This window comes from Pontimicrobium sp. SW4, assembly GCF_039954625.1.
GTDB lineage: Bacteria > Bacteroidota > Bacteroidia > Flavobacteriales > Flavobacteriaceae > Pontimicrobium.
Genome location: NZ_CP157199.1, coordinates 1,271,806 through 1,286,167, shown reverse-complemented (window position 1 = coordinate 1,286,167; position 14,362 = coordinate 1,271,806). Strand labels below are relative to the sequence as shown.

Here is a 14,362-nt window from a genome sequence, read left to right as displayed (position 1 = left end):
TAATTACGTTTATAAACTTATAGGCTTTTTATTTAGAAAACGTAATAGTCATATCTATTGTAGTGGTAATTATAGCTCCTCCCTGTGATAAATCTTCAACAGTCGGAAGAGATAAAATTAAAGAATCTTCCGTAAGCTCAATTATTCTAAAAACTGATGTTCTTCCATTATAAATAATAGTAACTTCATCTCCAGATTTTGTCCATGTCCCATCATTCAAAAATTGAATATTCTCTACATTTGTGACTGACACTTGGCCTTCAATTGTTGTAGTTAACTCAACACTGTATGAACCGCTAGTAGATATTTCCTTAGGGTTCTCTGAAAAAGTTAATGTAAAATCCAAATCGTATGCTTCTCCAACGAAATCTGCTGTTACAGTTTGCCCTGAAATCTCTGTCACAGTAGATCCAGAATAATCTAGGTCTTCACCAACCCAGGTTCCTAAAATATACTCAGAATTTATACTCGGAGCTTCTTCTATAGAGCATGAATAGATAGAAATAATAGATACTAAAACGAGTAGTGGACTAACTTTCTTCATAATTTTAAAGTGCAATTAGGCTCTAAAAATAAACTTTTTCTTACAAGTATTCATACTTTACTCTATAAAAAAACGCAACCATTACTGATTGCGTCTTTCTAAATATAAATGTTAAAATAACTTATTTTACTTCTTCGAAGTCTATACTTCGACTTGGCTCAGCACAGGCTACTTGACTTCTTCGAAGTCTACGTCTTCCACATCACTACCTTCTTCTTGCCCATTTTGACTAGCATCAGGTCCTGGAGCTTCTCCTCCTTGTTGTGCTTCAGCTTGTGCTTTATACATTTCTTCGCTTGCTACTTTCCAAGCTTCATTAATTTTATCTAAAGCAGGCGTAATAACTTCTAAATCTTTAGTTTCATAGGCTTTCTTCAATTCTTCTAAAGCATCTTCAATTGGTTTCTTCTTATCTTCTGATAATTTATCACCAAACTCTTCTAATTGCTTTTCAGTTTGAAAGATCATAGAATCTGCTTCATTTAATTTTTGAGCACTTTCTACTGCTGCTTTATCAGCTTCAGCATTCGCTTCTGCATCAGCTTTCATTTTTTGAATTTCTTCTTCAGTTAATCCAGACGATGCTTCAATACGAATATCTTGTGTTTTATTTGTTGCTTTATCTGTAGCAGACACTTTAATAATACCATTCGCATCAATATCAAATGTTACTTCAATTTGAGGCGTACCACGTCTTGCTGGTGGAATTCCATCTAAGTGAAAACGTCCAATCGTTTTATTATCAGCAGCCATCGCTCTTTCCCCTTGCAGTACATGAATCTCTACTGAAGGCTGATTATCGGCAGCGGTTGAAAATACTTGCGACTTCTTAGTAGGAATCGTTGTATTAGCTTCAATAAGCTTCGTCATAACGTTACCCATTGTTTCAATACCAAGCGATAAAGGTGTTACATCAAGAAGCAATACATCTTTAACATCTCCAGTTAATACACCACCTTGGATACCAGCACCAAGAGATACAACTTCATCAGGGTTTACACCTTTACTTGGTGCTTTTCCGAAGAATTTCTCAACAGCCTCTTGTACAGCAGGAATACGTGTAGAACCACCTACTAAAATAACTTCATCAATATCACTTTTGCTTAAACCTGCTGCTTTTAATGCAGATGCGCAAGGTTCGATAGTACGTTTTACTAAATCGTCAATTAATTGCTCGAATTTTGAACGTGTTAAGGTACGAACCAAGTGTTTTGGTCCACTAGCAGTAGCTGTAATATATGGTAAGTTAATTTCTGTTTGAGCAGACGATGATAATTCAATCTTCGCTTTTTCAGCAGCTTCTTTTAAACGTTGCAAAGACATTGGATCTTCTCTCAAATCCATAGATTCTTCCGCTTTAAATTCATCTGCTAACCAGTTAATAATCTTTTGATCTACATCGTCACCACCTAAATGTGTATCTCCATCGGTAGACAATACTTCAAATACACCATCACCTAATTCAAGGATAGATACATCATGTGTTCCACCACCAAAATCAAATACTACTATTTTTTGGTCTTTTCCTTTTTTATCCATTCCATAAGCTAGAGCTGCAGCTGTTGGTTCGTTAATAATTCTACGAACCTTTAATCCTGCAATTTCTCCTGCTTCTTTTGTAGCTTGACGTTGTGAATCGTTAAAATAAGCTGGTACAGTAATAACTGCCTCGCTTACTGTTGTTCCTAAATAGTCTTCGGCTGTTTTCTTCATTTTTTGAAGAATCATAGCCGATAATTCTTGAGGTGTATATAGACGTCCATCGATATCTACTCGAGGTGTATCATTGTCCCCTTTTACCACTTTATATGGTACACGCTCTGCTTCTTTTTTAGACTCAGAATACTTATTACCCATAAAACGTTTAATTGAATAAACTGTTTTAGTTGGGTTTGTTACTGCTTGACGTTTCGCTGGATCACCAACCTTAATTTCACCACCTTCTACAAAGGCAATTACAGATGGTGTTGTACGCTTTCCTTCTGCATTTGGGATTACTACAGGTTCGTTACCTTCCATAACAGAAACACAAGAGTTTGTTGTTCCTAAGTCAATTCCAATAATTTTACTCATAACTTTATTTATTCTTTACTTTGTTGTGTTGAATTTCATTTTTAAATACATCTTCTTATAGTCAATCATTATGCCATGACAAAAAATATGACATGATGGCAGAATCATTTTAATAATTATTTTTATTCAGATGTCATTTTTGGTACATGATTTGCTACATGATAAACAAAACTATATTATATGAAACGTATATTAACTCTATTTTCAGTATTTGCCTTATTATTAACTGCTTGTGAAGGCCCAGAAGGACCTCCTGGATTTGATGGGCTGGATGGATTAGATGGTGAAATCATTGCATCTTCAGCTTTTGAAATTGAAGTCGACTTTAATACGGCTAATAATTTTGAATATGTTGAATCTTATGGATTTGAAGTATTACCCTCTGATGTTACTTTAGTTTACATTTTATGGGACACAGATAATGGTCAAGATATATGGCGATTAATGCCACAAACTGTTTATCTTGGCGATAGTACCACCTTAGTATATAATTTTGATTTTACTCAAGATGATGTAAGATTCTTTTTAGATGGCACTACAAATTTCAACACTTTAGATGATGTTTGGACACAAGATCAAATATTTAGAGTAGTTGTGGTGCCAGCTGATAATGTTGATGGTATAGATGTATCTGATATAAATGCAGTTCTTGGCGTGAATAACATTCAAAGTTTCGATTTTAGATAATAAATCGCATAGATAAAAACACAAAGTCCAAAACATAATTTTGGGCTTTTTTTATGCAAAAAAAATTAAATCCAGTTATCATAGTTTTTAGAGTGCAACGTGTATATTTGTCCAAACACTAAAAAGGTATGAGTTAATGGAATGTATTTCTGTTTTTGATATGCTAAAAATAGGTGTTGGACCATCTAGTTCACACACCTTAGGGCCATGGCGAGCTGCCGAACGCTGGATTAATGAGCTAAAAGCTGCAAATAAATTTGATAAGGTTGAAAAGATTTCAGTAGATCTTTATGGATCCTTATCTCTAACTGGAAAAGGACATGCAACGGACTTAGCAATTATACTAGGTTTAAGTGGTGCAGACCCAGAAGTTATTCCAACTGAAACTATTAATCTTATTATTGCTTCAGTTAAAAACACCAACACTTTGGTTTTTAATGACGAGAAGTCTCTAGAGTTTTCTTCAGAAACCAATATTATTTATAATCGAAAATTTCTTCCTTTTCATGCTAATGGAATGAAATTCACGGCAATTATTGATGGCAAAAAATCAAGTTCAACATTCTATTCTATTGGTGGTGGCTTTGTTGTAAAAGAGGAGCGAAAGAACTCTAAAAAGAACAAAGAAATATTTAAAACATTCCCGTATCCAATTACTTTAGGAACTGAACTATTAAAATATTGTAATGATTTGAATGCATCAATTTCTGAAGTAGTTCTAGAAAATGAGAAATCATTACGCAGTGATGAAGATATTGACTACGAAATGAGCCGTATATGGAACACTATGTTAGAATGTATGTATATTGGCTGTCATACCGAAGGAAGCTTACCAGGAGGACTCAATGTTAGGAGACGAGCGTTTGATATGCATCATAAATTAATTGGTGAATATACGTATGAAAATCCGCAAGAATGGCTTGAAGCCATTAGAAAAACCGAAGTTAAGTTTAGACAAATACTAAAATGGGTTAGCTGCTTTGCTTTAAGTGTAAATGAAGTAAATGCTTCGTTAGGTCGTGTAGTGACAGCTCCAACAAATGGAAGCGCTGGTGTTATTCCATCTGTTTTAATGTACTATTTAGTCATTGAAAACCATGAAGCAGAATTTAAAGATATTAAGCAGTTTTTATTAGTAGCTGGTGAAATTGGCAGTATTTTTAAGAAAGGAGCTACTATCAGTGCCGCCATGGGAGGTTGTCAAGCAGAAATTGGTGTTTCTGCAGCCATGGCAGCAGGAGCACTTTGTGAACTTTTAGGAGGTTCTCCTGAGCAAGTTTTAATTGCAGCTGAAATTGCTATGGAACATCATTTAGGACTAACTTGTGACCCAATTGGTGGGTTAGTTCAAATACCATGCATAGAACGTAATTCCATGGGAGCTATAAAAGCCATTAATGCTGCTGAGTTAGCACTAGAAACAGATCCTAAGAATGTTAAAGTTCCTTTAGACGAAGTGGTAAATACCATGTGGGAAACTGCTAAAGATATGCATACTAAATACAAAGAAACCTCTGAAGGTGGTTTAGCTGTAAGAGTTAGTTTATCTGATTGCTAATTTTTTCCTTCATTGCATCCTGTGCGTTGTCTTGTGTCTATTAAGTATATAATTTTCCATTGTCCATTGTCATTAAACAATTGAAATGAATTAACACCACAATGACTGAAATTTCCATTTCTCCAAAATTCATAAGGCGTCCAAGCATTAGCCATATTATTATCCACTTTAATAACATAATCTAACAAACGCTCATCCCACTTATCGGTTGAAGGTCTATTTGCAATGGCATTAATTAAGTCGGTAGACTCACCACTTCTCAATACATCATTTCCATCCTTGTCTTTAAAAGCTGTTTGCGTAATGAATTTTCCATACATAGCAGTTTTCATCATTGTTGTGTCTCCTTTATGGAAGCCTTCAAAAAAAGTATCAATAGCTGCTTTAACCTTGGCAGATTCTTCATTTTGCGCATACACAGCTGTAGTAAGTAAGCACACACATAAAAGTAAAATTCGTAACATATTATTTATTTTAATTGTGATTAAAAGTACAAAAAGAAATAAAGAAAAACACAACAGTATAAATAGCTTTCTGTTAATTTACTATTTTTACGCCTATAATCAATAAAATTATGTCAACAGCAAAAAAAGAATATAAAAGAGTTACTACAAAGTCATTAGTTGACATGAAAAGTAATGGTGAAAAAATCTCAATGCTTACGGCGTATGATTATACCATGGCAAAAATTGTGGATGGTGCTGGAGTAGATGTTATTCTAGTAGGTGATTCTGCTAGTAATGTAATGGCTGGTCATGAGACTACCTTACCAATTACTTTAGACCAAATGATTTATCATGCATCGTCTGTAGTTCGAGCTATTGAGCGTGCACTCGTTGTCGTTGATTTGCCTTTTGGAAGTTACCAAAGCGACCCTAAGGAAGCGTTGCGTTCTGCAATTAGAATCATGAAAGAAAGTGGCGGTCATGCTGTGAAAGTTGAAGGTGGAAAAGAAATTAAGGAATCTATAAAACGTATATTGAATGCTGGAATTCCAGTAATGGGGCATTTAGGTTTAACACCTCAATCTATTTATAAATTTGGAACTTACACTGTCCGTGCTAAAGAAGAAGAAGAGGCATTACAATTAGTTGAAGACGCTAAAATGTTAGAGCGCATTGGTTGTTTTGGGATAGTATTAGAAAAAATCCCTGCAAAACTAGCAAAGCAAGTTGCTGATAGTGTTAGCATTCCAATTATTGGAATTGGTGCTGGAAACGGTGTTGATGGCCAAGTACTAGTGCTTCATGATATGATTGGTATGACGCATGAGTTTAATCCGCGTTTTTTAAGACGTTATATGAACTTGTATGAAGATATGTCGAATGCTATTTCGCAATATGTTACTGATGTTAAAAAAGTAGATTTTCCTTCAGATTCTGAACAGTATTAGATGTATCGATTATTGGATTGTTAGATTATTGGACTATTGGATTAAAAAAGGAAGATGCATCGTTTTAAAGGTTTAGAAATTTGGAAAAAAAGCAGAGAGTTTTGTTCTTCTATTTATGAAGTAACTTCTAAATTTCCAGATTCTGAAAAATTTGGATTAACAAATCAGCTAAGACGTGCTTCTGTTTCTATTCCTTCAAATATTGCTGAAGGCTCTTCTAGGCATTCTAATAAAGATTTTTTACGGTTCCTTCAAATTACCTTAGGTTCTGCATATGAAGTTGAAACACAATTATTAATTGCCTTCGACTTAAAATTTATTGAACAAGAAGAGTTAGAGGTATTATTGAAATCATTAGGATCTATTATTAAAATGACTTCAAAATTTAAATCCACATTAATATAATACCAAGAATCGAGTGATCCAAAAATCTAAGCATTCTAACAAATCTAATCTCCAAATTCTTTACGAAGATAACCACATCATTATTATTAACAAACGTGCTGGAGATATTGTACAAGGTGACAAAACTGGTGACAAGCCTTTAAGCGACGTTGTTAAAGAGTATATTAAAGCTAAGTATAATAAACCTGGAAATGTTTATTTAGGTGTTACACATCGTTTGGATAGACCAACTACTGGTATTGTAGTATTTGCTAAAACCTCGAAAGCATTACCTCGATTAAATAAATTATTTTCTGATAAAGAAATTCAAAAAACTTATTGGGCAATTGTAAAACAAAAGCCAAAAAAAGAAAATGACACGTTAATTCATTGGCTTAAAAAAAATCCAAAAAACAATAAGTCAAGTGCCTATAACAATGAAATAAAAGATAGCAAAAAGGCAGTTCTTCATTATAAAGTTATAAGGCAATTGAATAATTATTTTTTACTTGAAATAAACTTGGAAACAGGAAGGCATCATCAAATTAGATGTCAATTAGCTAGTATAGGCTCATCAATAAAAGGCGATTTAAAGTATGGTTTTGACAGAAGCAATAAAGATGCAAGCATCCATCTACATTCAAGAAAAATAGAATTTATTCATCCTGTAAGTAAAGAACAAATATCAATTATTGCTCCTACTCCTCTAGATTCGATTTGGGATGCCTGTAATAACTAAATTACTACCTTTATAAAAAAGAATCTTGAATAATATACCTGATGTAATTCAAAAGCAACGTGCCTTTTTTAAATCGCAAAAAACTAAAGATGTTTCGTATAGAATTAATATTCTCAAAAAATTAAAAAAAGAGGTTATTAATAGAGAGCAAGAGGTTTATGACGCTTTAAAAAAAGACTTTAATAAATCAGCTTTCGAAGCCTTTATGAGTGAGTACGGATTGGTAATTTCTGAGCTAGATTTAGTTTTAAAAAACTTAAAATCTTGGTCTAAACCAAAGCGCGTAAAGTCTTCGATGTTAACTTTTCCAGCAACTGACTATATTTATAAGGAGCCTTACGGAGCTGTTTTAGTGATTGCTCCATGGAATTATCCTTTCCTTTTATCAATTGAACCTTTGATAATGGCCATTGCTGCTGGAAATACTGTTGTTGTAAAACCTAGTGAACTTACAACGCATACCTCGCAATTAGTTACAGATATTATTCAGAAAGTCTTTAATGAAGAATATGCAACCTCAGTTAAAGGTGGAGTTACTGTTTCTACTGAGTTATTGAAACAAAAATGGGATTATATTTTCTTTACTGGAAGTGTTCCTGTTGGCAAAATTGTAGCCAAAGCTGCTGCGATATTCTTAACTCCAGTCACGCTAGAATTAGGTGGAAAATCCCCTTGTATTGTTGATGAAACCGTTGAAATAAACTTAGCAGCTAAACGCATCGTTTGGGGAAAATTTTTTAATGGTGGGCAAACCTGTATTTCTCCTGATTATGTTATAGCACACAGTTCTATTAAAGATAGATTAATTGAAGCTTTAAAAGATCAAATCATAAAGGCTTATGGTGAAAACTCAAGACAATCAAAGGACTTTCCAAGAATTATAAACAAGAAAAATACCAATAGGCTAAAAGAAATGTTAGAGGATGCTTCTATAGTTTTTGGTGGAGAATGTAATGTTGAAGAATGTTATGTTGCACCAACAATTGTCGATAATCCGAGTTTAGATAGCAAATTAATGCAAGATGAAATTTTTGGGCCTATACTACCAATTTTAGCATACAAAGATAATTCAGACATAAGTAGAATTATTAATAATTATGATAAGCCTTTATCGCTTTATGTGTTTTCAAAAAATAAACAATTTACCAATCACATTATAGAAACTTATAGTTTTGGTGGAGGAGCAATTAACGATCCTTTAATACACTTTGGAAATCACAGATTACCGTTTGGAGGTGTTGGAGCAAGTGGCATTGGTGCTTATCATGGTAAACATGGTTTTGATACATTTTCACATCGTAAATCTATTTCTAAACGTGGTACTTGGTTTGATCCTCCAGTTCGTTATGCACCATACAATGGAAAACTAAAGTTATTAAAAAGAATGTTTAAGTGGTTTGGTTAATCTTTGTTATTGGGTAAATAAGCTCTAGTTCTGTTCCTTCATTGAGTTGAGATTTCAAAGTATATTTTGTATTAATAAGCATAGCTCTATTTTTCATATTTATTAAACCAGAACCTTTTTTAATTTTATCAACATCAAACCCTTTACCATCTTCTTTTGCTATAATAATCAAACTATCCTCTAAATATTTTAAATTAACATCAAAGTTTTGCGCTTTTGCATATTTAATAGTGTTTGAAAGAAATTCCTGAAGTATTCTAAATAAGATAATCGCATCTTTGTTATGTAGTTCTCTTTCTTCTCCTTCAATGGTAAGTGTAGCATCAATACTTTTCAATCTATTTAATCTATCAATTTCATTTTGAATTGATTCTTGCAAGCCAAAATTTAATATTGCTTCACTATTCAATACTTTTGATAAGCCTCTCACCTCTCTAATTACATCACTAATAACTTCTTTTGTTTCATCAACTTTAGTCTTAACGGTATCTTTTGTCAAAGAAGCTACCAAACTTAATTGCATATTGGCTACAGCCAATAATTGTCCAACATTATCATGTAGCTCTTGCCCAATATTTTTAAGCGTTTGTTCTTGTATTTCAGATTGCGTTTTCACTAATTCCTCCTCAAACTCACGCTCCCGCTGAACTTTCTCTAAAAGCAATTTATTTTTACGCTTTTGAAAAGTAGTAAAAAACAATATAAACATCATTACTAATAGAGCTATTGCCAAAATGCTATATACCATTAAGGCAATTTGCTGATCAGTAATTATTTCACTTTGAAATATGAAAGAAGAAATACAATTGTAAAACATAAATACATAATAATATTAGCACAAAGCAAAATAAATTGTCTCAAGTATATAAAATTTGGATTATCAAAGCTATAATAACTTTGAAAAATAAATAGAGGTGTAATAGCTAAAGACCAAAGCAACAAAGCTGTTCCAATATAAAAATATTTTGATTTATAAAAAGTTAAAATTTTGTCGCTTTTAATTACATCTAGATAAAACAAACAAACAAAAAATGAAATAATTAAAGTTCTAAACATGAAACCATAAGGAATTTTTTCGTAAAAAAAAGAGTTAGAAAAAATAAAGTATGCAATTGAAAACATTAAGTACAAAAAAACCGAGGCTTTTATATATTTTTTGAAACTAGAATTACTAATTATTCCAATGAAAAAATACCCCAAAAGAAAGACTAATACAACAGATCGAAAATTATACAACCAGTGATTTGTACAAAAAGGACTATTCTTGATTAAGATAAATATACTATTATCATAATTATTAAGCATAAATCGTCCATATAAAGCAAGATTTTCAACAACAACGGTTAGCCATAAATAAAATACAAAAAGTCGAGATGTGTAATCCCGACTTTTATATAAATATAATGTTCCAGCAATTGCAGCAAGAATTTCAACTAAATGAGTTATAGGTGTATAATAACTAATAAGAAATTCTTTCATAAAACACTTTACTACTGAGGGTAATTAGCATTTGGAGGCCAACCATCTTGTCCATGATTCAAACCATCCCCTTCTGGAATATCACCATTACCTCCTCCTCCATCTTTTCCATCTACAATTTTTGCAGTTGGAACAATAAAAGACGTAGAATAACCAACACCTTCTTTTGTTGTTGGGTAAGCACCACAATAAACACGAATACCGTTCAGTTTATATCCATTTTCTTTAGCTTGTTTTTTAGCATGTTTTAAATATGCCTTTATATCTTTAATAGAATACCATGAAGACCTATTATCAGGGCGCTTAACAATATCCTTGCTAATTAGTTTGCATCTTTCAGTAAATGCATCATTTAATTCTTTTGCTCGCTCAGGTGAGATTAATCCATTAATTTTTGCCATAATCAAATAATTTTAATGTTAGTAAATAGTCAATTGACGCTAATAATCAATTTTTATTAGGAGAAAACTATTTTACGTCTAAGTTATTGAAAACATATCATAAAAAGAAGAAAAAACTCACCTTTAAACAGGTAGGTTTAGTCTTTCAAATCAAAGACTATACTATTTCCAGTAAATTTTTGAGCTAATACATTAATTGAAGCTTCTGAAAGCTGTAAAACTCTAGGATATCCGCCAGTTGTTTGACAATCTCGCATTAAAATTATCAATTTACCAGATGGTGTTAATTGAACTGTCCCAGGCAAAACTAACGACGTTATTATATCTTCAAAATTATTAACTACTAATTCATTTAATTGATAAGCCATTCTGTTATTTTCTTTTGAAATTGTAAACTCTTTATTAAATAATGTAGCAATTTGAATAGCATTTAAGTTTTCAAATTCTGGTCCTTTAAAAACTTCAATAATGTGATTATCTAAATAACTTATATTAGCTTTAATAGATGCATATTTATTGCTAGAACTAGTTTGATTTTCAATTTTAAGTATATCATCTTTTTGTAATTTAAAAGTTGATGTCAGTCCTTTATACATACTTCTACTATTTAGCACAAACTCTGTTTGAAACCCACCAGAAATTGCTAAATAGGAACGAAAACCCATATTTAATCTATCAAAAGATAAAATATCACCTTTCTTTACATTAATTGCTATGTAATTATTTATTTTAATTCCATTAAGATTTGGAGATAAATTTGCTCCTGTAATAGAAATAGCAGTATCACAAGTAAACTCTAATTTAGGCCCAACCATTGTTATTTCAAGAGCTGCGCACTTCTCGTCATTTCCTAGAATAGCATTCGCTATTCTTGATGCCTCTAAATCCATAGATCCAGAAACAGACACTCCAAGATGCTGGTAGTCTTTTCTTCCCAAATCTTGAATGGTCGTATAAAATCCTGGATGCAATACTTTAATCATTGATTGCCTTATTTTCAATTATATAATCATCAACTTCAATACTTTTGAGAATTTGACTATACTCTAATTTTGAAATAGAAATGAATTGAATTTTATCTCCGCCCCTAGCAAAACAAGGGTTTTTACTATACACATTGAAAAAGTCGACTGGAGTCCTACCAATTATATTCCATCCTCCTGGACTTTCATTTGGATAGATTCCTGTTTGTGAACCTCCAATAGCTACAGAACCTTTTTCAACCTTTAACCTAGGTGTCATCTTTCTTGAAAAATGAAGCTTTTTATCAAGTCCTCCTAAATATAAAAACCCAGGTAGAAATCCCAAAAAATATATACGATAAATTATGCTTGTATGAAGCTGAATAATTTCAGGAATTTTAATATTATTTTTTTTAGAAATCTCTTCTAAATCTATTCCAAAATCAAGGTCATAACAAACTGGGATTTTCCATAATTTAGAACTCCTTATTTGAGTATTCGAATCTGTAAAAAACACACCTTTAAGCTCTAAAGTTTTGTTATAGAAATCATCTATAGAACAATCATAAGTAATTAGTATCGAGTTATATGCCGATTTTATATAAACTTTTTGTTTAAATCTATAATTTTCTAATTTCTGCTTATAGGAAAGTATACTTTCAAGAATATTTTCTGATATTATTTGAGGCCATTCAATTAAAATTGATCGCTCTCCAAAAGGTTTATATTTTAATTCAAATTCATTCAAAACATTATTGAATTTCAACTCCAGAATCTATTAAATTTTGTCGTAGTTTTTTTACTAATTTTAGTGCTTCAGGATTATCACCATGAATACAAATTGTTTCTGATTCAATAAACACCTCTACTCCGTTTACAGATATTACTTTTTTATGTAAAACCATATTTTGGACATGATGAGTCATTTCATCTATATCAAGAATCATAGCATTATGATTCGCTCTTGAAACAAGTGATAAGTCATCATTATAATTTCTATCAGCAAACACCTCATAAGTGATTGGAATACCTTCTTTAATTGCTACTTCTGAAATAACAGAGCCGTATGGCACGTAAAGCTTTAATGGTAAATGAATACTTTTCATAACCTCAACAATAACTTCAGCGATAGTTTTGTCTTTCGCAGCTAAATTATACAAAGCGCCATGAGGTTTTACGTGATGTAAGGCAGCATGTTTATTTCTTACCACATCCATCAAAGACTTAATTTGGTTTTTAATACTTTGATATAGAGCTGCACAAGGCATATCAACTGCTTGTCTTCCAAAATTCTCTTTATCAGGAAACGAAGGATGAGCACCAATTTTTACACGATACTGTTTTGCCAATTCAACACACTCTCTCATTGTTTCAATATCTCCAGCATGTCCACCACAAGCAACGTTACAAGAAGAAAGTAATGGCATCAAATCTGCTTCGTTACCAATTCCTTCGCCAATATCAGCGTTTATATCTATTGAAATGTTATGCATTTATAATAATTCAAAAACTTTTAATATGCTTTTAGTTCCCAGAAAAATAGTGATTGCAAGAATAACTACACTTATTACATTTTGTCTTATCGTGTTTTTATAATCACCCAAAACCGAATGCTTATTCATAATCCAAATAAGAAACCCTGCTATTACTGGTAATAAAATTCCATTAGCAACTTGAGCAAATTTTATAATTTCTATAGATTTTATTCCAGACGAAGACGATAATACACCAACTAGCAATATAAATACCCATACAGCTCTAAATTTTCTAGATGTCATTTTAGTGGACCAACCCAAACAACCTGTAGCCACAAAAGCTGCTGCCAATGGTGCTGTGATAGCACTTGTAATACCCGCTGCAAATAATCCTATTGCAAGAAAATATTTAGAGAAACTTCCGAAAAGTGGCTCTAAGCCTTTTGCTAAGTCTGCAGCATTATTAATTTCACTTGATTGAATAGCTGCTGCTGAAATAATGATACACATAGACACAATACCTCCTAAAACCACCGCAACAATAGTGTCTTTTCGAGCGTATTTTAAATCAGTCTTACTTTTCCATTTTTCCTTCACTAAAGACGCATGCAGAAAGAGGTTATAAGGCACAACCGTTGTTCCTATTAATCCAATAATAATTAGAATGCTATCATCAGGGAATTTAGGTGTGAAAATACCTTTAAACACCTCTGCTAGATTCGGTTTTGTTATTATGGCTGTCACAATAAACGCAATGCTCATTAATATGACTAACGACATAAGTGCTTTTTCTAAAATCTTGTAATTACCTATATACAGTAGTACGAAAGCCACTAAACCAATGGCAACACTAAAATAATTTAAAGAAAACGAGCCAATATCTAGCGAGTGATGACCCAAAACAGCTTTAAGCCCTAGAACACCTCCGCTAATATTTCCAGCTTCATACGCTGCATTACCAATAACGATGGCTGATAAGATTAAAACAATAGACAGCCCTTTAAATAATGGATTCCTTATCTCTGTTCTAATAATTTCAGCAAGACCTTTTTGAGAAATAATCCCCAAACGCGCCGACATCTCTTGTAGTACTATAGTTGCCACTACAGACAACACCATAGCCCAAAGCAAAGCAAAGCCAAAATTAACTCCTGCAACAGTACATAAGGTCACCGTTCCTGGACCAATAAAAGCAGCAGCTACCAATGGCCCTGGACCAATATTCTTAAACCAAGATTTAATCATTTTAGAAGTGTTTGTTG

Annotated in this window: 15 protein-coding genes; 6 read left to right on the top strand and 9 right to left on the bottom strand. The window is 32.4% G+C overall.

Translation table 11 applies throughout. The features are described from left to right. Window positions 1-28: 28 nt before the first annotated feature. The gene (locus ABGB03_RS06170) at window positions 29-544 is read right to left on the bottom strand and encodes a lipocalin family protein (protein WP_347925743.1); all 516 of its coding nucleotides are present in this window, start codon (window positions 542-544) and stop codon (window positions 29-31) included. 168 nt (window positions 545-712) lie between these two features. After that, window positions 713-2,617: a molecular chaperone DnaK gene (gene dnaK / locus ABGB03_RS06165; RefSeq protein ID WP_347925742.1), complete on the bottom strand. Its 1,905-nt coding sequence runs from the start codon at window positions 2,615-2,617 to the stop codon at window positions 713-715. 180 nt (window positions 2,618-2,797) lie between these two features. Here dnaK and ABGB03_RS06160 point away from each other — a divergent pair, with 180 nt between their 5' ends. Beyond that, the gene (locus ABGB03_RS06160; protein WP_347925740.1) at window positions 2,798-3,304 is read left to right on the top strand and encodes a hypothetical protein; all 507 of its coding nucleotides are present in this window, start codon (window positions 2,798-2,800) and stop codon (window positions 3,302-3,304) included. 136 nt (window positions 3,305-3,440) lie between these two features. Then, window positions 3,441-4,862 (top strand): L-serine ammonia-lyase, encoded by a 1,422-nt coding sequence (locus ABGB03_RS06155; RefSeq protein ID WP_347925738.1) that lies wholly within the window; start codon window positions 3,441-3,443, stop codon window positions 4,860-4,862. On the opposite strand, the gene ABGB03_RS06150 is transcribed toward ABGB03_RS06155, so the two are convergent. After that, window positions 4,859-5,326 carry a nuclear transport factor 2 family protein gene (locus tag ABGB03_RS06150; RefSeq protein WP_347925736.1) on the bottom strand — a complete coding sequence of 156 codons (468 nt, stop codon included), beginning with the start codon at window positions 5,324-5,326 and terminating at the stop codon, window positions 4,859-4,861. The two genes, ABGB03_RS06155 and ABGB03_RS06150, sit on opposite strands and share 4 nt — an antisense overlap. A gap of 110 nt (window positions 5,327-5,436) precedes the next feature. Between ABGB03_RS06150 and panB the strand changes: the two genes are divergently transcribed. Genes panB through ABGB03_RS06130 form a run of 4 tightly spaced genes read left to right on the top strand, consistent with a single transcriptional unit; the run spans window position 5,437 to window position 8,783 of the window. Next, on the top strand, window positions 5,437-6,255 hold the full coding sequence (panB, locus tag ABGB03_RS06145; protein WP_347925735.1) for a 3-methyl-2-oxobutanoate hydroxymethyltransferase: 819 nt from the start codon (window positions 5,437-5,439) through the stop codon (window positions 6,253-6,255). Window positions 6,256-6,309: 54 nt separating this feature from the next. Next, the gene (locus ABGB03_RS06140) at window positions 6,310-6,660 is read left to right on the top strand and encodes a four helix bundle protein (RefSeq protein ID WP_347925733.1); all 351 of its coding nucleotides are present in this window, start codon (window positions 6,310-6,312) and stop codon (window positions 6,658-6,660) included. A 16-nt stretch (window positions 6,661-6,676) separates the two neighbouring features. Further along, the gene (locus ABGB03_RS06135) at window positions 6,677-7,378 is read left to right on the top strand and encodes an RNA pseudouridine synthase (RefSeq protein ID WP_347926390.1); all 702 of its coding nucleotides are present in this window, start codon (window positions 6,677-6,679) and stop codon (window positions 7,376-7,378) included. Between the two features lie 25 nt (window positions 7,379-7,403). Next, window positions 7,404-8,783 carry an aldehyde dehydrogenase gene (locus ABGB03_RS06130; RefSeq protein WP_347925731.1) on the top strand — a complete coding sequence of 460 codons (1,380 nt, stop codon included), beginning with the start codon at window positions 7,404-7,406 and terminating at the stop codon, window positions 8,781-8,783. Here the strand turns inward: ABGB03_RS06130 and ABGB03_RS06125 are convergent. The 6 genes from ABGB03_RS06125 to ABGB03_RS06100 form a co-directional block, all read right to left on the bottom strand. Continuing rightward, complete coding sequence (locus tag ABGB03_RS06125) at window positions 8,767-9,531, bottom strand: histidine kinase (protein ID WP_347925730.1); 765 nt, start codon at window positions 9,529-9,531, stop codon at window positions 8,767-8,769. The genes ABGB03_RS06130 and ABGB03_RS06125 overlap by 17 nt on opposite strands. Before the next feature lie 742 nt (window positions 9,532-10,273). Then, window positions 10,274-10,663 carry a hypothetical protein gene (locus ABGB03_RS06120; RefSeq protein WP_347925728.1) on the bottom strand — a complete coding sequence of 130 codons (390 nt, stop codon included), beginning with the start codon at window positions 10,661-10,663 and terminating at the stop codon, window positions 10,274-10,276. Between the two features lie 137 nt (window positions 10,664-10,800). Beyond that, the gene (locus ABGB03_RS06115; RefSeq protein ID WP_347925726.1) at window positions 10,801-11,646 is read right to left on the bottom strand and encodes a biotin-dependent carboxyltransferase family protein; all 846 of its coding nucleotides are present in this window, start codon (window positions 11,644-11,646) and stop codon (window positions 10,801-10,803) included. Continuing rightward, the gene (pxpB, locus tag ABGB03_RS06110) at window positions 11,639-12,391 is read right to left on the bottom strand and encodes a 5-oxoprolinase subunit PxpB (protein WP_347925725.1); all 753 of its coding nucleotides are present in this window, start codon (window positions 12,389-12,391) and stop codon (window positions 11,639-11,641) included. Before pxpB ends, ABGB03_RS06115 begins: the two co-directional genes overlap by 8 nt. Then, complete coding sequence (pxpA, locus tag ABGB03_RS06105; RefSeq protein WP_347925723.1) at window positions 12,378-13,118, bottom strand: 5-oxoprolinase subunit PxpA; 741 nt, start codon at window positions 13,116-13,118, stop codon at window positions 12,378-12,380. The genes pxpB and pxpA overlap by 14 nt, the downstream gene beginning before the upstream one ends. Further along, entirely contained in the window at window positions 13,119-14,345 is a 1,227-nt protein-coding gene (locus tag ABGB03_RS06100) for an Nramp family divalent metal transporter (RefSeq protein ID WP_347926388.1), read from the bottom strand. Window positions 14,346-14,362: the final 17 nt, after the last annotated feature.

Bases quoted from the DNA above. Each gene is read 5' to 3' on its own strand.
- pxpA (WP_347925723.1), bottom strand. From the start codon at position 13,118: ATGCATAACATTTCAATAGATATAAACGCTGATATTGGCGAAGGAATT.
- ABGB03_RS06100 (WP_347926388.1), bottom strand. From the start codon at position 14,345: ATGATTAAATCTTGGTTTAAGAATATTGGTCCAGGGCCATTGGTAGCT.
- ABGB03_RS06125 (WP_347925730.1), bottom strand. From the start codon at position 9,531: ATGGTATATAGCATTTTGGCAATAGCTCTATTAGTAATGATGTTTATA.
- ABGB03_RS06160 (WP_347925740.1), top strand. From the start codon at position 2,798: ATGAAACGTATATTAACTCTATTTTCAGTATTTGCCTTATTATTAACT.
- ABGB03_RS06140 (WP_347925733.1), top strand. From the start codon at position 6,310: ATGCATCGTTTTAAAGGTTTAGAAATTTGGAAAAAAAGCAGAGAGTTT.
- ABGB03_RS06150 (WP_347925736.1), bottom strand. From the start codon at position 5,326: ATGTTACGAATTTTACTTTTATGTGTGTGCTTACTTACTACAGCTGTG.
- ABGB03_RS06155 (WP_347925738.1), top strand. From the start codon at position 3,441: ATGGAATGTATTTCTGTTTTTGATATGCTAAAAATAGGTGTTGGACCA.
- ABGB03_RS06120 (WP_347925728.1), bottom strand. From the start codon at position 10,663: ATGGCAAAAATTAATGGATTAATCTCACCTGAGCGAGCAAAAGAATTA.
- ABGB03_RS06115 (WP_347925726.1), bottom strand. From the start codon at position 11,646: ATGATTAAAGTATTGCATCCAGGATTTTATACGACCATTCAAGATTTG.
- panB (WP_347925735.1), top strand. From the start codon at position 5,437: ATGTCAACAGCAAAAAAAGAATATAAAAGAGTTACTACAAAGTCATTA.
- dnaK (WP_347925742.1), bottom strand. From the start codon at position 2,617: ATGAGTAAAATTATTGGAATTGACTTAGGAACAACAAACTCTTGTGTT.
- ABGB03_RS06170 (WP_347925743.1), bottom strand. From the start codon at position 544: ATGAAGAAAGTTAGTCCACTACTCGTTTTAGTATCTATTATTTCTATC.